A 17,694-nucleotide genomic window follows, 5' to 3' on the forward strand; every position below is an offset into this window, starting at 1 on the left:
ATGGGCACCGAGGTGGCCCTGAAGATCATCGACCAGTTCCCCTCGTTCAAGGAGTTCGCCACGGAGGTGGTGAACGCGCTGGAGAAGTCGTTTGCCCCCACCGGCCGGTGGGGGCCCTTCCGCGTGTCCGTGGACCACTCGGTCGCCCTCAGACCACCTGGTGGAGCCAGCGCACCGGCGCGCCCTCGCCCGCGTACCTGAAGGGCTCCAGCTCGTCGTCCCACGGCTTGCCGAGCAGCTTGGCGATCTCGGCCGCCAGATCGGTCTCCTCGCGCTGGGAGCGGGTCAGGGCGGCGCGCAGGCGGTCCTCGGGGATGAGGATGTCGCCGTGGATGCCGGTGACGGCGTGGAAGATGCCGAGGTCGGGGGTGCAGCTGTAGCGCTCGCCCTCGGCGGTGGCGCAGGGCTCGGCGGTCACCTCGAAGCGCAGCAGGTGCCAGCCGCGCAGCGCCGAGGCGAGCTTGGAGGCGGTGCCGGGCCGGCCCTGCCAGGAGAACTCGGAGCGCCAGGTGCCGGGGGCCGCGGGCTGCCGGATCCAGTCGAGGTTGACGCGCGTGCCGAGCACCCCGGCGACGGCCCACTCGACGTGCGGGCACAGCGCGCGCGGCGCGGAGTGCACGTACAGAACTCCACGTGTCGTCACCGGAACCTCCGGGCAGAGCGGGACATCTTGCTGGCTTGCTGGCGGCTGTGGCACGACGGCCGCGCTGATGGCGAGGCTACCGTGCGGCGGGGCAAGGAGTGTGACGTACCGTCGGTCCCGGTGCCAGGAATCCTTCACCATTCACCCAGGGGGACGCCTGTACGGGCCCCGTTCGTTCCAGCGGGCCGGGCGCCGGGAACCCTCGCACGTTGTTATGGGGGGGGAGCACCCGACGCCGAGCGAGGAGAACTCCAGGGATGCGGAAGCGAAACCACCGGGCGCGGGCCGCCCTGGCCGTGGCGGCGGCCACCGTGCTGGGCGTCGCCGGGTGCGACGCCGGGGGCTCGCCCGCGGCCCGGGGCACCGGGGCGCGCGCCGCCAAGGCGCCGGTGTGGAACCGCAGTCCGGCCTCGATCGCCGCGGTCGGCGACTCCATCACCCGCGGTTTCGACGCGTGCACGGTGCTGTCCGACTGCCCCGAGGTGTCCTGGGCGACGGGCAGCGACGCCACGGTGGAGAGTCTGGCGGTACGGCTCCTCGGCGCGTCGGGCGCGGCCGCGCACAGCTGGAACTACGCGATGACGGGCGCCCGAATGGCTGATCTGTCGCAGCAGATGGCGGACGCGGCGAGTCGCGACCCGGAGCTGGTCACGGTGATGGTCGGGGCGAACGACGCCTGCCGGTCCTCCACCCGGGCGATGACCTCGGTCGCCGGCTTCCGCGCGGACTTCGAGGAGGCCCTGCGCACGCTGCGCTCGGCCGCCCCGAAGACGCAGGTGTACGTCGCGAGCGTGCCGAACCTGAAGCGGCTCTGGGAGCAGGGCCGGGGCAATCCGCTGGGCAAGGAGGTCTGGAAGCTCGGCATCTGCCCCTCGATGCTCAGCGACGCGGACGACCTCGGCGAGGCGGCCGAGCGCAGGCGCGACCGTGTCGAGGAGCGGGTCGTCGCCTACAACGAGGTCCTCAAGGACGTCTGCGCCGCCGACAGCCGCTGCCGCTTCGACGGCAACGCGGTGTACGACTACCGCTTCGACACCGACCAGCTCAGCCACTGGGACTGGTTCCACCCCAGCAAGGACGGCCAGGCGCGCCTGGCGGCCATCGCCTACCGGACGGTCACGGCGACGGGTCCGCCGGCGTAGCGCCGTCGCCCTCGTGCCGGGCCAGTTCGGCGGCCAGGCGCCGCATGACCGTGTCGTTGGCGCGTCGCATCGTGGCGCGGACGACGGGGGCCAGGAGGCGTTCGGCCAGGGGCGCCCGGAGCCAGGTGTAGGTGAAGGAGACCCGGCTGCCGCCGTCCGGGAGGGGGGCGATGGTGTATATGCCGTGGGCCTGGCGGCGGCCGGCGGCGCTGACGTTGTGTTCGACGATGCGGTGGGGCGGTTCGGAGTTGATGACCTCCATGCTGACGTCGGTCCTCGCGCCGCCCAGGGCGGCGGTGACGGTGGCGCGGGCGCCCAGGCCCCGGCTCGGGCCGCTGTAGCGCCAGTCGGTCAGGTAGTGGTCCGTGAAACGCTCGTGGTGGGCCATCACGTCGAGGAAGTCGTGGACCTGTGCGGGTGTGTACGGAACGTCGGTCGACACGGTGACGGGTCGCATGAACCGCACGGTACAGACGACCGCGCCGGTCACCTAGGGTTTCGACATGAGCGAACTCTTCGGCACACTTCCCGACGGCACCGAGGTCCACCGCTGGACGCTGGAGCGGGGTGGGACCCGGGTGGACATCCTGACGTACGGCGGCATCGTGCGGTCGGTGGAGGTACCGGACCGGGAGGGCCGGACGGCGGACGTGGTGCTCGGCTTCGCCGCCCTCGACGACTATCTCGCGCATCCGGAGCCGTACCTGGGCGCGCTGATCGGCCGGTACGCCAACCGGCTCGGCGGGGCGCGGTTCCCGCTGGACGACGCGGTGTACGCCCTGGAGCCGAACGAGGGGCCCAATGTGCTGCACGGCGGGGCGCGGGGGTTCGACAAGCGGGTGTGGGAGGCGGCGGGCGTCGCGCACGGGGTGCGGCTGAGCCGGGTGAGCCCGCACGGCGAGGAGGGCTTCCCGGGCCGTCTCGACGTGGCGGTGACGTACACCCTGGACGCGTCCGGCGCGCTGCGGATCGCGTACGAGGCGACGACGGACGCGCCGACGGTGGTCGCGCTCACCAGCCATGGCTACTTCAACCTGGCCGGTGCCGGGTCGGGTCCGGCGTCCGGGCACGAACTGCGGCTGGCCGCTTCCCGGTTGACGCCGGTCGCGGAGGACCTGATCCCGACGGGCGAGCTGCGGGACGTGGCCGGCTCGCGCTTCGACTTCCGCGCCGCCCGCAAGGTCGATTCGGGCTACGACCACAACTTCGCGCTGGACAAGGGCGTCACCCAGGCTCCGGAGGAGGTCGCCGAGCTGCACGACCCCGCCTCCGGGCGCACCCTCACGGTCTCCACGACCGAACCGGGCCTCCAGCTCTACACCGGCGACCACCTCCCCGCCCCCTTCTCCCCCTGCGACGGCATCGCCCTGGAGACCCAGCACTTCCCCGACTCCCCGAACCACCCCGACTTCCCGTCCACGGTGCTGCGCCCCGGCGAGGTGTACCGCTCGGAGACGGTGTACGGCTTCTCGGTCCGCTGACGGGGGCGCCGCTCCGGTGCCGGGGGCGCGGGAGTCCGCCGCGCATCCGCCTGGCGGCGCGGCCGGGGGCGAGGCGCCCGGCGGGGCGGACGGCTGCCGTCGGCGGGGGGCCTGCCCTGGACGCATGTCGCCCCTCCCCCGCGCCCGGTGCTCGCGGCCCGGGAGTCCGCCGCGCGAGGCCGAAGGCGCTCAGCGCTCCACGGTGTGTGCCCGGGAGGCGGGCTCGGGCGCCGCGGACGCGTTCTCCTCGCCCAGCAGGTCCCGGGCGAGGAGGGTCGCGCCGGCCACCGCCCCCGGCATCAGGAAGATCGCCACGAAGGGGACCAGGAAGGCCAGGCCCAGCGGTGTGCCGAAGCCCCACACCAGCATGCGGCGGGAGCGCAGCAGGGTCAGGCGGGCGCGGAGGTCGACGCCCCGGCGCTGGAGGGCGACCGAGGCCAGTTCCTCGGTGAGGAAGAAGCCCGTGACGAAGAAGCCGAGGACGGGGACGACGGTCTGGCCGACAAAGGGCAGCAGGCCCAGGACGAAGAGCAGGACGCCCCACACCGCGGCCCGGACCAGGATCCGTACGCTGTCGCGGGCCGAGATCCACAGCTCGCGCGAAAGGGGCAGGTCCGAGCGGGGGGCCGTGCCATCGGGTGAGACGTCGGCGTCGACCCGCTCGGAGAGGCCCTCGTAGAACGGCTGGCCGATCAGCAACGTCACCGCCGTGAAGGTCAGCACCGCCAGCAGCAGCCCCAGCGCGAACAGCACCGCCGTGAGGAAGCCCCGGAACAGGGTCCCCCAGGGGCTCGACCAGTCGTCCGCGAACGGCGTCGCCCAGCTCACCGCGTCCCCGCCCCACACTGCGAGCGCGACCAGCGCGGCCGCGTACAGGACCAGGGCTATGAGGCCCGGCAGCAGCGCGACGCCGTACTGTCGCCCGTGCCGTGCCACCCACCGCTGACCGTCGAGCACATATCCGAATCCCGCCCCTAGATCACGCATGGCGGAAACCCTACGCGTCGAGCATGCGCCGCAGCAGATCCCGCAGGGTCCCCCGCTCCTGCGACGACAGCCCGGCCAGCGGCTCGCGCGCGAAGCGCAGACCCTCGCGCAGATCGCGGGCCACCCGCAGCCCCTCCTCCGTGGCGGCGGCCATCTTGACGCGGCGGTCGGCGGGGTCCGGGCGGCGCTCGGCGAGGCCCCGGGCCTCCAGGCGGTCCACGATCCCGGTCACGTTCGACGGCTCGCACTTCAGCTTCTGCGCGAGCTTGCGCATGGGCAGCGGCCCGAGGGACAGCAGGCTGAGCAGCTTGGCCTGCGCGCCGGTCAGGGCGTGCGTGGCCGCCGCGTCGTCGTAGTCCGCGTGGTAGCGCGCCACGACCTCGGCGATCAGTTCGACGACGTCCAGGGTCAGCTGGTCCGGACGGCGGGGATGCGGTGGTGCCATGCCCCCCAGCCTACCGTCTTACTTGACAACCTGAAATATTCAGCCTAACTATTGTTTCAGACCCTGAAGTAAATGGAAGGCACCGCCGCGATGACGACGCACACCAACCGCGAATGGCACCTGCTCAGCCGCCCCGTCGGCTGGCCGAAGCCGGAGGACTTCGCGCTCGTGGAGACGCCCGTCCCGACCCCGGGCGAGGGCGAGATCCTGGTACGGAACACGTACCTCTCGGTGGACCCGTACATGCGGGGCCGGATGAGTGCCGCGAAGTCGTACGTCGAGCCGTTCGAGCTCGGCAAGGTCATGCAGGGCGGCGCGGTCGGCGAGGTGATCGAGTCCCGCGCGGAGGGGATCTCTCCCGGCGACCACGTGCTGCACTTCTTCGGCTGGCGCGAGTACGCCGTGATGGACGCGCGGCACGCCGTCAAGGTCGACCCGGACGCGGCGCCGCTGTCGGCGTACCTCGGAGTCCTCGGCATGACCGGCCTGACCGCGTACGCGGGCCTGCTGCGCACCGCCTCCTTCAAGGAGGGCGACATCGTGTTCGTGTCCGGCGCGGCGGGGGCCGTCGGCAGCCACGTGGGGCAGATCGCGAAGCTCAAGGGGGCCTCGCGGGTGATCGGCTCGGCCGGGTCGGACGAGAAGGTGCGGCTGCTGGTGGAGGAGTACGGCTTCGACGCGGCCTTCAACTACAAGAGCGGGCCGGTGGCGAAGCAGCTGCGCGACGCCGCGCCCGACGGGATCGACGTGTACTTCGACAACGTCGGCGGGGACCACCTGGAGGCGGCGATCGGGTCGCTGCGGCAGGGCGGCCGGATCGCGATCTGCGGCATGATCTCGGTCTACAACGACACCGAGCCCGCGCCCGGCCCGCGCAACCTCGCCCGGCTGATCCAGACGCGGGGCCGCATCGAGGGCTTCCTCGTGAACGACCACCGCGATCTCCAGCCGCAGTTCGTCGAGGAGGTCGGGCCGTGGGTGTCCTCGGGGCGGCTGAAGTACCGCGAGACCGTCGTGAACGGCATCGAGAACACCCTTGAGGCGTTCCTGGGGCTGCTGCGGGGCGACAACACCGGAAAGATGGTCGTCAAGCCGTAGCCCCCGGCGTTCCGGGCCGGCCGCCGGGTCACCCGGCGGCCAGCGCCGCCCGGTGCACCGCCCGCGCCAGCCCGTTGTTCTCCGGAGCCGCCCCGGCGGGGTGACCGAAGCGGCGCCGCGTGTACCCGTAGGCCAGACCGGCGCGGGGGTCGGCGAAGGCCTGGGTGCCGTTGGCGCCGCTGTGGCCGAGGGAGCCGGCGCCCAGGAAGGGGTGCCAGAGGTCCGCGGTGGCCTGGAAGCCGAGGGCGAAGGACCTGTGGTCGCGGGTCACCAGGTCGTAGCCGACGGAGTGGACCCGGCCGAACTCCGCGACCGTGTCCGGCTTCAGCAGCGGCGCCTTGCCGTCGACCTCGCCGATCATCGCCGCGTACATCCGCGCGAGCCCCCGCGCCGAGGCGATCCCGCCGATGGAGGCGGGGCCCCTGGCGCGGATCAGCGGGTCCTCGTACAGCCGCTCCAGGTCGGTCGGTTCGGCCGCGTGCCGGTTGAAGGCGATCGCCGCGAGGGTGTGCGGCCCGGTCGGCAGCGCGGCGATGAGCGCCCGCTGCTCGGGCGTGGGGTCGAGCGGCTGGACGGACCGGAAGCGGGGCGCCGCGCAGGCCGGGAGGCCCAGATGGAAGTCCAGGCCGTACGGGGCGCGGACCCGGTCCTCGTACAGGTCCTGGATCGTACGGCCCGTCGCCCGCCGCACCACCTCGCCCGTCAACGCGCCGATGACCAGGGCGTGGTAGCCGAACGCCGCTCCGGGGCGCCAGAACGGCCGCTGGTCGGCAAGGTGTTCGGCGACCACCCGGTCGTCCGCCAGCTCCGCGCGCGTGAAACCGGCGTCCGTGCCGACCAGTCCGGCCCGGTGCGCCAGCAGGTCCCGCAGGGTCAGTTCGCCCTTGCCCTCGGCGCCGAACTCGGGCCAGTAGTAGGTGACTTTGCGGTGCAGTTCCAGCGTGCCGTCCTGCACCAGCAGCGCCGTGACCAGATGGGCCGCGCCCTTCGTGGCCGAGAACACGCCGTACAGCGCATCGCCCGCCACGTCCTCGCCCGCCCACAGGTCCACGACACGGCGCCCGTGCACATAAGCGCACAACTGGCCCTCGTAGTCGTCCCGTTCGGCCGCGACTAACGCGGCGAACTCCTCTCGCACCGCCTCGAATCCGTCGGCGACGGTGCCGTGCACGGCGATGTTCTGCGTCATCCGTTCTCCTTCAGAACCTGTCCCTGTAACGACTCAACCGCCGCGGCGGCCCTTCGGTGTCATCGATGCCCCGGATGGCCGATGGCATGGGAGAGGCGCACGTCTTCGGCGGCCCTGATCAGGTGCACCACCACAGGAAGCGGTCGCAGGTGTGGGTCGGGGACGGTGCCGGGGGTGGTGCCGAGGTCGCCGGGGCGGTGCTGGGGGGTGCGGCGGTCGGCGGCGTCGCGGGCGGGGCGGTGGGGGGTGTGACGGGCGCGCCGCCGCCGGTCGTCGCGGACGGCGGGGCGGAGGAGGCGGAGGGCGAGGCGGAGGCGGAGGCGGAGGCGGAGGCGGAGGCGGACGCCCCGTCCGAGGGGGATGCGGTGCCGGCGGGCGCCGGGGCGCCGGGGGTCGCGGACGCGCCGCCGGCCCGCGCGGGCGCGGTCGTACCACCCGGCGGGGCGGAGGTGCCACCGCCGGCCGAGGTGTCGGTGGACGTGGCCGTATCGCCACCGGTGAACGGCAGCGGCGCGTCCGTGCCCAGTTCGGCGAAGCCGAGCCCGCCCGCCGCCAGCACGAAGCCGGCGGCGAGGAGGACGATGCGGCGGCGACGGCGGCGGTGGGCGGCGGCCCTGCGGCTGCGCCGGTCCGCGCGGCCCCTCGCGGGCTCCCCCCGCGGGTCCTCGCCCGCCGGGCCCGACCCGGGCTCCGGCTGCGCGTGTTCCGGCTCCACGCGTGCCGAACCGGGTATTCGGTCGGCCGGTGTTCCGCACCCCGGGCAGACCAGGGCGCCGTTGAGGTGCCGTCGGCACGGGAGGCAGTAGTCCATGACGCCCGGAAGACTAGGGTCGACGCGCGTCACGTTCCTAGGCACCGCTGTGAAGGTTTGGTGCGAGACCGCAAATGTTCTCGAAAGACGCCGGTGCGGGAAGCCATGCACACGCGTCTCGCGCCGCTCGCACTCGCCGTCGTACGGGTCGCGGGCGGCAGGCCACGACGCGCACTGGCCCGGCACGGGCGAGTACGCCTGCACGTCCGCCTTGGCCGGATCGCCTGCCGAACCCTCGATGCCCGGTACTCCCTGCCCACGCGGTCCGGCACCGGTAAGCCGCCCTGCGAACGCCGCACCGGACTCAGCCGAACAGCCGGGAGCCGAGCGGGTGTCGGCGGTCGAAGCCCGGGAGGACCAGGAACGACGCGCTGGCGGTCGTCGTGGTGAAGGGCAGCAGCGCGTCGGAGGTGTCCATGCGGGTGAGGGTGGCGGTGAAGGTCCGCAGGTCGTTCTGGAAGCTGATGAAGAGCAGGCCGGGGGCGGGCTCGTCGATGCTGTAGGAGCGGCGGAGCATGAGGCCGACCCCCACCACGGTGGCGTGCGCCCGGCGCACATGGGCGTCCGCAGGGACGAGGTAGCGCCCGTCGGGCGTCTTCGCGCCGAGTTCCGGGCCGGATGCGGCGGTGCCGCCGGAGAGGGGCACGCCACTGGCCCGGCGCCGCCCGAAGACCGCCTCCTGTTCGGCCACGGACAGCGCGGCGAACCGCGGCAGGTCCAGCTCCATGCGCCGTACGACGGCGAGGGTGCCGTCGGCGACCTCCGGCGGCCCGGACAGCCACAGGTCGCGCCGCTGTTCGGCGGCCGTGTGCGGGCCCACGATGCCGTCGATGAAGCCGAGCAGGTTCCGGGGCGCGGCGAGACCCTCGCCCACGGGCACGTCCGCACCGCGGCGCGCCGACTGCCGCCAGCGTTCGCGGACGCGGTCCCCGGCCTGGTCCAGGAGCGCGGCGGCGGCGACCGGGACGAGCAGCGCGTCGCTCGCGCAGATCTGCAGCAGCAGGTCGCCGCCGCGTGCCCGGGGGGCGATCCGTTCGCGGGAGAACCGCGGGAGGTCGGCCGCGCCGGGCAGCGAGGCGCCGGCCGCGCGCACCAGTCGCGGGCCCACGCCGACGGTCACGGTGAGGTCCCCCGGCACAAGGCCCAGCAGCCGGCGGTCGGTCCCCGCGGTCAGGGCCCGGATCGTGTCGCCGAGTTCGGCCAGCAGCGGGCCGACGGCCGCTCCGGCCGCGAGGTCGGCCACCACGGCCAGCAGGTTGTGCTGGGCCGGCCGGGGAACCGTGACGCCCGCCTGGTGCCGGCCCGTCGCCGGGACGGCCGCGGGGATCGCCGTCGCGGGTGCCGCCGTCGCGGAAGGGCGGGGCCGGGCGGGGTCCGGGGTGCACCCGGCGGTCAGCCCGGCGGCCGCCAGGGCGCCGGTGACATCCAGGAACGCGCGGCGTGACGGGCGGTGATCGACTCGGCGCATGGGGTGCAGAGTGCCACAACCGAACCGCGCATGCCGCCCAACTTCTCGAATACCGTGCGGAATTCGCCGATCATGCCATTCTGGGGCCATGCCTCGATTAGCTCTTCGCGTGATGGCGGCGGTGCTCGGCACGCTGACCCTGGTGGCCGGCTGCGGCGGTGGCGGCGGACAGGACAAGGGCCGCCGGCCGGACGGCGCGCACGTGACGATCCGCGTGCCCGCCGACGCCCCGACGATCTCGGCGGCGGTGTCCCTGGCCCGGCCCGGTGACCTGGTGCTGGTGGCGCCGGGCGTGTACCACGAGTCGGTGAGGATCCGCACGCCGCGCGTCACCCTGCGCGGCGCCTCCCGGGACAAGGTCGTCATCGACGGGCGGCTGCGGCAGCCGAACGGTGTCGTCGTCGCGGCGCCCGGGGTGGCCGTGGAGAACCTGACCGTCGAGAACAACACGCAGAACGGGGTATTGGTGACCGGCTCGGCAGCGGCGGTCGCCGGACTGCCGGGGCACAGCGGCGGCTACGACACCGGCGACGAACCCGTCACCTTCCTGAAGTCGTTCCTGGTCTCGTACGTGACCGCGACGCGCAACGGCCTGTACGGCATCTACGCGTTCTCCGCGCAGAACGGTGTCATCGAGCACTCCTACGCCTCGGGCGGCGCCGACTCGGGGATCTATGTCGGACAGTGCAAACCGTGCCGCGTCGTGGTGCGGGACAACATCGCCGAACTCAACGCGGTCGGCTACGAAGGCACCAACGCCAGCGGCGACATGTACGTGGTCGGCAACCGCCTCGTCGGCAACCGCGTCGGCCTGACCACCGACTCCGACCACCAGGAGAAACTGCTCCCGCAGCGCGGCGCGGTCATCGCCGGCAACCTGATCGCGGACAACCAGCAGCCGAAGACCCCCGAACAGGCCGACGGGGGCTGGGGCATCGGCGTCGGCGTCGACGGCGGCAGCGCCAACCGGTTCCTGCGCAACCGGATCACCGGCAACGCCGACGCCGGGTTCGTGATCACCGCGACCGCCGACGTGCCGTCCGACGGCAACCGGATCACGGACAACGACTTCACCGCCAACGGCGTCGACATCGGCTGGACGTTCCCCACCGCCACCCATGGCCGGGGCAACTGCCTGCACGGCAACACGCTGCGCAGGACCGTGCCCGCACGGCTCACGGTGGCCGCGTCCTGCCCGCAGGACACCGGTTCGCCCAGCCCGTCCGGCACCTGGGCGCGGCCCCCGGCACCCCGGGGCATCCCGTTCACCGACGTGGCCGCGCCCGGACCCCAGCCGCAGTTCCCGGACGCCACGACCACCGGCGCCACCGTGGTGCCGGCCGTTCCGGAGCTGCCGGACACCGCGGGCATCCCCCTGCCGCCGCCGTCCCTGCTCGCCGCCGGCGCACGGGTGCGGACCTCGTGAGCGGCGGCTAACGCGCCGGTGTGATGCCGGGCGCGGGCCGCACGGGCACGTATTTCCGGGTGTCGAAGTCGATGACGAGTGGTTGGCGCTCGGAGGCCACGGCGGCCCGCACCCGGTACATGGTGCCGTCCGAGCCGATCCAGTAGCGCACGGTGCTCGACGTACCGGCCCTGGCACGGGCGTCCGGCCCGGTCATGACGTCCACCGGATGGCCGTCCACCGTGTCCCGCCCGATCCGGGCGGCGCCGTTCTGCGGCAGCAGTTCGGCGTTGTCCGGCCGGTCGCTGCCGAGGCTCAGCGCGATGGCCAGGGAACTGTCCAGGGAGCTGCCGGACGCCTGGAGCGGGCGGCGGTACCAGCCGGACGCGGGCGGCGCGGGCGGCGCCGCCGCCGGGACGTCCGCCAGGGGGTGGACGAGCACGGCGCCGGCCGTCCACTGGATCAGCCCGTCGCCGGACGCGTCCCGGCCGGTGCCGCGCACCACCCCGTACCCGATCCCGGCGCGGTAGTCGACGGAGCCGGTGACCACCAGACCGCCCGCAGCGCTCGGCACGGTGATCGTCACCGCGCGGCCGCCCGCCTGGTAGTTGCGGAACCGCGTGATCGCCAGCCGGTTCGCCTCGTCCGGCGTCACGGCGCGCCGACCGGTCCGGCCACCGCTGTTCCCGACGAGGACGAACGCGGCCGCCGCGACCGCCGCGAGGGCGAGCGCGACCGCCGCCCAGCGCAACCCCGGTGATCGGCGGCGCCCGCCTGCCGCGCGCCCTGACCCGCTCTTCATGGTCCGCACGCGGCGCAACGCTAACAGGCCCTTCCGATGTGTCCTCGATTTTTCCGGTTTCACGTATATGACGCGCCGTCAACTTGTACCGTTCCCGCGGGGGTTTGCTGCCGAATTGCCGAGTCGGGCGACGACGTAGACGACGCAAAGGAATGCGATGCCATTACGTAGGCTGGTGCGGGTGGGGCTGTCCTGTCTGTTACTGACGGGCGGCGCCACAGGTACGATCGTGACGAGCGCCGAGCAGGCTGGCGCCTCGACCTCCGACGGCACACTGACCGTCGAGACACTGCGGGACTTCTTCGGCACCGGTGTGATCAACACGACCATGGACGTGCCGCAGCGGGGGATGAAGGTCAGCGTGACCGACCCCGCGGGACATCACCTCACCGGCGTCACCGACGCCACCGGAAAGGTCGTGGTCGCGCCGTCGAAGGAGCTGACCGGCGGCCGCTACCGCGTCGACGTCACCGTCCCGGCGCCGTACAGCGGCTATCTGCGGGCGGCGCCGGCCTCGACGGCGGCGAACCACTTCGACAGCTTCACCACGTTCGTGGACGTCTCGGACGGCAAGGACGCCTCGGTGATCACCGGCGTCTGGAACCCGGCCGACTACGCACTGCCGGACTCGCGGTACTTCGTACCGATCCAGAACGGCGGCAGCGGCACGGACACCCGCTCGCTGGTGGCCTTCGGGACGAACGCCCGCGGCACCTGCCCCGACAAGGCGGCCTGCCCGGACGTGCTCGACACCCAGGCCCAGGTGGGCACGACGTTCGGGCTCGCCTACGACAAGGACCGCAAGCGGCTCTTCCAGGCGGAGTTCGCGCGCCGGTACACCGCGTACGGCCCGGACGGCGGCGACGCGATCTACGCCGTGCCGGCCGACGGCAAGGGCGCCCCGAAGCTGTTCGCCAAGGTGCCGGGCGCCTCGGTCACGCCGCACGACACCGCCCGGCTGATCAAGGACGCCGGGTTCACCGACGCGCCCGGAAAGGAGAGCATCGGCGGGCTGGCCCTGTCCGAGGACGGCTCGACGCTGTACGCGGTGAACCTGCGCACGCGCGCGCTGGTGAGCTTCGACGCGACCGGGACGTCCGCCTCGGCGCCGAAGGCGACCGTGCCGATCCCCGACCCGGGCTGCGCGGCGGCCACCGACTGGCGGCCCCTCGGGCTGACCACGCACGACAACGCCCTGTACGTCGGCGGTGTGTGCAGTGCGGAAAGCACACAGAAGCGCGAGGACCTGAAGGCCGTCGTCTACGCCTACGACGGCAAGCGGTTCACCCCCGTGCTGACCCACCCGCTGACCGCCGAGCGCGGGAACGTGCTCAGCGGCGACGCCGCCTTCCCGCAGGCCCACTTCTGGAACCCGTGGAACACCAGCCTGGAGACCTGGGACAGCCTCAAGGTGAACGGCACGATGATCGACCCGCAGCCGGAGCTGGCCAGCATGGCCTTCGCCCGTGACGGCTCGATGATCCTCGGCTTCCGCGACCGGTTCATGGACGTGGTCAGCTGGGGCGGGCTGGACCCGCGGCCGTCGCACGACGAGCCGGAGAACGGCATGTCCGGCGGCGACATCACCATGGCCTGCGCCACGCCCACCGGCGGCTACGCGTGGGAAGGCACCGGGGACTGCCCGAACCACGCGACCGGTGCCGCCGTCGACGGCGCCGAGGCCGACGGCGTCGTGGAGTACTTCCCGGGCGACTTCTTCCCGAACTCCGCCGCACCGACCCAGCCCGGACCCCACCAGGAGTCCTCCCTGGGTTCCGTCGCCTACATCCCGCAGCAGCAGTGGGTCGTCAGCACGCAGATGGACCCGACCGCCAACATCATCACCGACGGGACCGGCTACTACGACATCACCACCGGCGCCGGCCCCGGCAACAACCCGTCCGCCAACGCCTACCAGTTCATCGGCCCGAACCAGAACGGGTTCGGCAAGGCCGGCGGCCTCGGCGACATCGCGTACGCCGCGGCGAACGCGCCGATCCAGATCGGCAACGTGGTCTGGTACGACGGCGACCACAACGGCATCCAGGACGCCGGGCAGGTGCTGCTGCCGGGCGCGACCGTCAACCTGCTGGACGCCGACGGCAAACAGGTCGCCACGACCAGGACCGACGCCCACGGCGAGTACTACTTCGGCGGCGTCGGCGCGGCCTACCAGCTGACGCCGGGCGCCAAGTACACCGTGGAGTTCGACGTGTGCACCGCGGACACCGGCGAGGTGCCGGGGAAGCCCGCGGCCACCGACCTGCGGTTCACCCTGCCGCGGGCCGGCACGGACCGGGCACACGACTCCAACGTGACCCCGCCGACGTCCGGGCGGCTGTGCAAGGGCTCGGCGCCGGTCACGGCACCGGCGAAGCCGGGAGGGGTCGACCACACCATCGACGCCGGTGTCTACATCCCCAAGGCGGCCTCGCCGACGCCCACTCCGTCGGCGTCCACGTCCGCCTCCCCGACGTCCGCTCCCTCGGCGTCGCCGACCGCCGGGACGCCCGGCCCGGCCCCGGGTGGCTCGAACCAGGGCGGCGGCGGCCCCCTCGCCAGCACCGGCATGGCCGACGTGGGGAGAATCCTGTCCCTCGTGGCCCTGCTGCTCGGCGCGGGCTCGGCGATCGTCCTCGTGAGCCGTAGGCGTCTCGCCAGGCGGCGCTGACGCTCGACCCCGCGCGAACGACGGGCCGGTGCGACGCACCGGCCCGTCCGTGGTCTCTAGGGGTTCTCCCAGGCCGCCGGTTCCGCGGCCAGGGCCCGCACCGGCCCCGGCAGGGTGCCCGTCGCCAGGTCCGCGACCGTGACCCCCTCCAGGACGCGGCGGACGTTGGCCCGCAGCGCGATCCAGAGCGGCAGCAGGGGCTCGGCCGTGCCGGTGTACGACAGGGCCGTGGGGCGTTCCCCCCGGACCGAGACGATCGGGCCGTCCACGCCCCGTATGACATCGGCCACGGTGATCGTCGTACTCTCGCGGGCGAGCCGGTAACCGCCGCCCCCGCCACGCCGGCTGTCCACGATCCCGGCGCGTCGCAGATCGCCGAGGATCCCCTCCAGGAACTTGTGCGGGATCCCTTGCGCGGCCGCGATTTCCTCTGCTTTCACCGGCCCGTTACCCTGCCGTACGGCCAGCTCCAGTACCGCCCGTACCGCGTAGTCCGCCCGTGCCGAGATCCTCATGAATCCATTGTGGGACGTCCTCGCGTGGAGAATGGCCGCACCCGCGCCCCGTAAGACCGCCGGGAGGATCCACCTTGGCGCTCAGCAGACGTACCTTCAGTGCCCTGGCCGGCTCGGCCGCGCTCGGTCTCGCCCTCGGTGGCAGCGGCGGGACCGGGGCCCCCTCGGCGTACGCGGCCCGCAGCGTGCCGACCGGCCCGACACCCGCGCCGCCGCGCGCGGACGGCGAGCACCACACCATCGGGTACGACCGCTACTCCCTGCTGGTGGACGGCAGACGGCTGGTCGTCTGGTCCGGCGAACTGCACCCCTTCCGGCTGCCGAGCCCGTCGCTGTGGCGGGACGTGCTCCAGAAGATGCGCGCGCACGGCTACAACGCGGTCAGCGTCTACGTCGCCTGGAACTACCACTCGCCCGCACCGGGCACGTACGACTTCTCCGGCGTCCGCGACCTGGACCTGTTCCTGCGCACGGCCGCCGAGACCGGGCTGTACGTCATCCTGCGCCCCGGCCCGTACATCAACGCCGAGATCGACGGCGGCGGCTTCCCCGGCTGGCTGACGGCGACGAAGGGCCGGGCCCGGTCCGCCGACCCGGCCTATCTGGCGCACGTGGACGAGTGGCTGACGCACGTCGACCGCATCGCCCGCGAGCACCTGTTCACGCAGGGCAAGGGCACCGTGCTGCTCTACCAGATCGAGAACGAGTTCGACGCCCGGGTGGACTCGGCCGGCAGCCGCGCCTACATGTCCCACCTGTACAAGAAGGTGCGCGCCGACGGCATCGACGTACCGCTGTTCCACAACGACAAGAGCCGCAACGGGTACTGGACGCCCGGCTCCTTCGACACCGGTGGCGAGCGCGGCGGTTGGCTGTACGGCTTCGACGGCTATCCCTCGCCGGCCCAGACCCCCGCCGACTGGGGCACCTTCGGGCCCGGCGGGGCCAAGGGCGGGGCGAGCGCCTCGCCCGCCACGCCCGGGTTCGTGCCCGAGTTCGGCGGCGGCTGGTTCGACCCGTGGGGCGGCTCCTTCTACGACGGCAAGGGGTACGCCGAGGCCCGGCGCACCCGCGACGCCGCCTACGAGCGCCGCTTCTACCTGACCAACCTCGCCAACGGCCTCACCCTGCACAACGTCTACATGACCTTCGGCGGGACCTCGTGGGGCTGGCTGCCCGCGCCGGTCGTCTACACGTCGTACGACTACGGCGCCGCGATCGACGAGGCGCGCAACGTCACCGCGAAGATCGCGCCGATGCACCAGCTCGGGCACCTGCTCCAACGCGTGCCGGACTTCGCCAAGCTGGACCGCGCGGCGGACGTGACGGCGAAGGGGCTGAAGGTCTACCACCTGAAGAACCCGGACACCGGCGCGCACGTGTACGTCGCGCGCAACGACGGCGCCGACCCGGTGACCTCCGATCTGCCCACCGCCGAGGGCGACGTGAGGATCACGGTGCCGGGCAAGGACGCCAAGCTGCTGACCACGGGTCTGTCGCTGGGCAGGCGGACGCTGAAGTACGCCACCGTGCAGCCGACCATGTGCCTGACGGCCGGGCGGCAGGACGTCGCCGTGTTCACCGGCCGCAAGGGCGAGATGGCCGAGCTGGTGCTCACGTGCGACACCGACCCGGACGTCATGCGGCTCGACCCGGAGGCGGCCTGGGGCGTGGACGACTCGGGCCTGCACGTCAACGCCCCTCTCGGGCAGAGCGGTCTGATCCGGGTGCTGGTGGAGAAGGGCGACACCGACACCCCGCTGCTGCTCCTCTTCGCCGACGACGCCACCTCCGTACGGCTCTTCCCGTACGACACCCCGTCCGGGACCCTGCTGGTGTACGGCCCGCAGCTGCTGCGCCACGTCGAACTGCGCGGTTCCGAGGTCCACTTGACCGGTGACGTCACCGACACGACGAGCATCGAGGTGTGGGGGCCGCGCGGCATCGCCGGCCTGGTCTGGAACGGGCGCAGGGTGCCCACCCGGGTGACGATGTCCGGCAGCCTGATGACCACGGGGATGCTGCCCGCAGTGCCTGAGGTGCGGCTGCCGGAGCTGGGCGGCTGGCGGATGCGCCGGGAGAACCCGGAGGCGGGGCCGGGTTACGACGACTCGGGGTGGCGGGCCGCGGACAGGAGGACGTCGTTCAGCACGACGGCCGTCCCGAAGGGGCAGCCGGTGCTGTTCGCCGACGACTACGGGTTCCACTACGGCGATGTCTGGTACAGAGGAACGTTCGAGGACTCGTCCGACATCTCGGAGGTCGCGCTCGGCTACAGCACCGGTACGCAGGGGCTGTTGATGGCGTGGCTGGACGGGGAGCCGCTGGGCACGCACCGGATGCCGGTGCCGGACTCCGCCACGATCCGCAAGGGGACCTGGACGGACACGGCCGCGTTCCCCGTGCGCGAGGCGCTGCGCTCGCCCGGACGGCATGTGCTGTCCGTCCTCGTACGGCGGATGCAGCACGACCAGGACGGCAAGGCGAACGACACCCACAAGGCGGCGCGCGGGCTGACGGCGGCGGTCTTCAAGGGCGCTTCCCCGACGGTGCGTTGGCGCATCCAGGGCGAGGGCCGGACCGACCCGGTGCGGGGGCCGCTGAACAACGGCGGGCTGCACGGGGAGCGGGCGGGCTGGCATCTGCCGGGGTTCGGGGACGGCGACTGGGAGTCCGTGGGCTTCCCGCGTTCCGAGCGGTATCAGGGGGTGACCTGGTACCGGACGACCTTCCGGCTCGCCGTGCCCGGGGACGTGGACGCGTCGGTCGGGCTGACGCTCGACGACGACCCGTACCGGGCGTACCGGGCGCAGATCTTCCTCAACGGCTGGAACATGGGCCAGTACATCAACAACGTGGGCCCGCAGCACACGTTCGTGCTGCCGAACGGGGTGCTGCGGACGCGGGGCGAGAACACGCTGGCGCTCGCGGTGCTGTCGGAGTTCACGACGTTGTCGGGTCCGGGGGAGGTCCGGCTGACGTTGCTGGGGAGGGCGGCCGGAGGGGTGGTTGTGTCTTGAACCACCCCTCCGGGACC

The 17,694-nt window shown here is 73.0% G+C and carries 15 protein-coding genes; 6 read left to right on the top strand and 9 right to left on the bottom strand.

Annotation, left to right across the window (positions count from 1 at the left end; translation table 11 throughout):
- Nucleotides 1–148 precede the first annotated feature (148 nt).
- Nucleotides 149–643, bottom strand: coding sequence for a DUF3145 domain-containing protein (locus ACWDD7_RS30320; protein WP_351874749.1), 495 nt, complete (start codon nt 641–643; stop codon nt 149–151).
- A gap of 257 nt (nt 644–900) precedes the next feature.
- Between ACWDD7_RS30320 and ACWDD7_RS30325 the strand changes: the two genes are divergently transcribed.
- A complete protein-coding gene (locus tag ACWDD7_RS30325) occupies nt 901–1,785 on the top strand; it encodes an SGNH/GDSL hydrolase family protein (protein WP_450459753.1) in 885 nt (294 codons plus the stop codon).
- On the opposite strand, the gene ACWDD7_RS30330 is transcribed toward ACWDD7_RS30325, so the two are convergent.
- Nucleotides 1,760–2,242, bottom strand: a complete 483-nt coding sequence (locus ACWDD7_RS30330) for an SRPBCC family protein (protein WP_450459754.1) — start codon at nt 2,240–2,242, stop codon at nt 1,760–1,762. The two genes, ACWDD7_RS30325 and ACWDD7_RS30330, sit on opposite strands and share 26 nt — an antisense overlap.
- Before the next feature lie 46 nt (nt 2,243–2,288).
- Between ACWDD7_RS30330 and ACWDD7_RS30335 the strand changes: the two genes are divergently transcribed.
- The gene (locus tag ACWDD7_RS30335) at nt 2,289–3,266 is read left to right on the top strand and encodes an aldose epimerase family protein (protein ID WP_450459755.1); all 978 of its coding nucleotides are present in this window, start codon (nt 2,289–2,291) and stop codon (nt 3,264–3,266) included.
- A gap of 189 nt (nt 3,267–3,455) precedes the next feature.
- On the opposite strand, the gene ACWDD7_RS30340 is transcribed toward ACWDD7_RS30335, so the two are convergent.
- Both ACWDD7_RS30340 and ACWDD7_RS30345 read right to left on the bottom strand, forming a co-directional pair.
- Nucleotides 3,456–4,253, bottom strand: a complete 798-nt coding sequence (locus tag ACWDD7_RS30340) for an EI24 domain-containing protein (RefSeq protein WP_450459756.1) — start codon at nt 4,251–4,253, stop codon at nt 3,456–3,458.
- Between the two features lie 10 nt (nt 4,254–4,263).
- Entirely contained in the window at nt 4,264–4,698 is a 435-nt protein-coding gene (locus tag ACWDD7_RS30345) for a MarR family winged helix-turn-helix transcriptional regulator (RefSeq protein ID WP_351874734.1), read from the bottom strand.
- Between the two features lie 72 nt (nt 4,699–4,770).
- Between ACWDD7_RS30345 and ACWDD7_RS30350 the strand changes: the two genes are divergently transcribed.
- The gene (locus tag ACWDD7_RS30350; RefSeq protein WP_450459757.1) at nt 4,771–5,796 is read left to right on the top strand and encodes an NADP-dependent oxidoreductase; all 1,026 of its coding nucleotides are present in this window, start codon (nt 4,771–4,773) and stop codon (nt 5,794–5,796) included.
- 28 nt (nt 5,797–5,824) lie between these two features.
- On the opposite strand, the gene ACWDD7_RS30355 is transcribed toward ACWDD7_RS30350, so the two are convergent.
- From ACWDD7_RS30355 to ACWDD7_RS30365, 3 genes are all read right to left on the bottom strand, one after another.
- A complete protein-coding gene (locus ACWDD7_RS30355; RefSeq protein WP_450459758.1) occupies nt 5,825–6,985 on the bottom strand; it encodes a serine hydrolase domain-containing protein in 1,161 nt (386 codons plus the stop codon).
- Nucleotides 6,986–7,103: 118 nt separating this feature from the next.
- The gene (locus tag ACWDD7_RS30360) at nt 7,104–7,796 is read right to left on the bottom strand and encodes an SCO2400 family protein (protein ID WP_450459759.1); all 693 of its coding nucleotides are present in this window, start codon (nt 7,794–7,796) and stop codon (nt 7,104–7,106) included.
- A 304-nt stretch (nt 7,797–8,100) separates the two neighbouring features.
- Entirely contained in the window at nt 8,101–9,264 is a 1,164-nt protein-coding gene (locus ACWDD7_RS30365) for a Dyp-type peroxidase (RefSeq protein WP_450459760.1), read from the bottom strand.
- 88 nt (nt 9,265–9,352) lie between these two features.
- Here ACWDD7_RS30365 and ACWDD7_RS30370 point away from each other — a divergent pair, with 88 nt between their 5' ends.
- The gene (locus tag ACWDD7_RS30370) at nt 9,353–10,690 is read left to right on the top strand and encodes a right-handed parallel beta-helix repeat-containing protein (protein WP_450459761.1); all 1,338 of its coding nucleotides are present in this window, start codon (nt 9,353–9,355) and stop codon (nt 10,688–10,690) included.
- Between the two features lie 7 nt (nt 10,691–10,697).
- On the opposite strand, the gene ACWDD7_RS30375 is transcribed toward ACWDD7_RS30370, so the two are convergent.
- Nucleotides 10,698–11,471 (bottom strand): hypothetical protein, encoded by a 774-nt coding sequence (locus tag ACWDD7_RS30375; protein WP_450459795.1) that lies wholly within the window; start codon nt 11,469–11,471, stop codon nt 10,698–10,700.
- A 157-nt stretch (nt 11,472–11,628) separates the two neighbouring features.
- On the opposite strand from ACWDD7_RS30375, the gene ACWDD7_RS30380 reads away from it, so the two are divergent.
- Nucleotides 11,629–14,142 (top strand): SdrD B-like domain-containing protein, encoded by a 2,514-nt coding sequence (locus ACWDD7_RS30380; RefSeq protein ID WP_450459762.1) that lies wholly within the window; start codon nt 11,629–11,631, stop codon nt 14,140–14,142.
- Between the two features lie 56 nt (nt 14,143–14,198).
- Here ACWDD7_RS30380 and ACWDD7_RS30385 read toward each other — a convergent pair whose 3' ends face one another.
- A complete protein-coding gene (locus tag ACWDD7_RS30385; protein ID WP_450459763.1) occupies nt 14,199–14,657 on the bottom strand; it encodes an RrF2 family transcriptional regulator in 459 nt (152 codons plus the stop codon).
- 74 nt (nt 14,658–14,731) lie between these two features.
- On the opposite strand from ACWDD7_RS30385, the gene ACWDD7_RS30390 reads away from it, so the two are divergent.
- Nucleotides 14,732–17,677, top strand: coding sequence for a glycoside hydrolase family 35 protein (locus ACWDD7_RS30390; protein WP_450459764.1), 2,946 nt, complete (start codon nt 14,732–14,734; stop codon nt 17,675–17,677).
- Nucleotides 17,678–17,694 lie beyond the last annotated feature (17 nt).

Source organism: Streptomyces sp. NPDC001056 (assembly GCF_053598955.1).

Bases quoted from the DNA above. Each gene is read 5' to 3' on its own strand.
- ACWDD7_RS30325 (WP_450459753.1), top strand. From the start codon at position 901: ATGCGGAAGCGAAACCACCGGGCGCGGGCCGCCCTGGCCGTGGCGGCG.
- ACWDD7_RS30330 (WP_450459754.1), bottom strand. From the start codon at position 2,242: ATGCGACCCGTCACCGTGTCGACCGACGTTCCGTACACACCCGCACAG.
- ACWDD7_RS30335 (WP_450459755.1), top strand. From the start codon at position 2,289: ATGAGCGAACTCTTCGGCACACTTCCCGACGGCACCGAGGTCCACCGC.
- ACWDD7_RS30340 (WP_450459756.1), bottom strand. From the start codon at position 4,253: ATGCGTGATCTAGGGGCGGGATTCGGATATGTGCTCGACGGTCAGCGG.
- ACWDD7_RS30345 (WP_351874734.1), bottom strand. From the start codon at position 4,698: ATGGCACCACCGCATCCCCGCCGTCCGGACCAGCTGACCCTGGACGTC.
- ACWDD7_RS30350 (WP_450459757.1), top strand. From the start codon at position 4,771: ATGGAAGGCACCGCCGCGATGACGACGCACACCAACCGCGAATGGCAC.
- ACWDD7_RS30355 (WP_450459758.1), bottom strand. From the start codon at position 6,985: ATGACGCAGAACATCGCCGTGCACGGCACCGTCGCCGACGGATTCGAG.
- ACWDD7_RS30360 (WP_450459759.1), bottom strand. From the start codon at position 7,796: ATGGACTACTGCCTCCCGTGCCGACGGCACCTCAACGGCGCCCTGGTC.
- ACWDD7_RS30365 (WP_450459760.1), bottom strand. From the start codon at position 9,264: ATGCGCCGAGTCGATCACCGCCCGTCACGCCGCGCGTTCCTGGATGTC.
- ACWDD7_RS30370 (WP_450459761.1), top strand. From the start codon at position 9,353: ATGCCTCGATTAGCTCTTCGCGTGATGGCGGCGGTGCTCGGCACGCTG.
- ACWDD7_RS30375 (WP_450459795.1), bottom strand. From the start codon at position 11,471: ATGAAGAGCGGGTCAGGGCGCGCGGCAGGCGGGCGCCGCCGATCACCG.
- ACWDD7_RS30380 (WP_450459762.1), top strand. From the start codon at position 11,629: ATGCCATTACGTAGGCTGGTGCGGGTGGGGCTGTCCTGTCTGTTACTG.
- ACWDD7_RS30385 (WP_450459763.1), bottom strand. From the start codon at position 14,657: ATGAGGATCTCGGCACGGGCGGACTACGCGGTACGGGCGGTACTGGAG.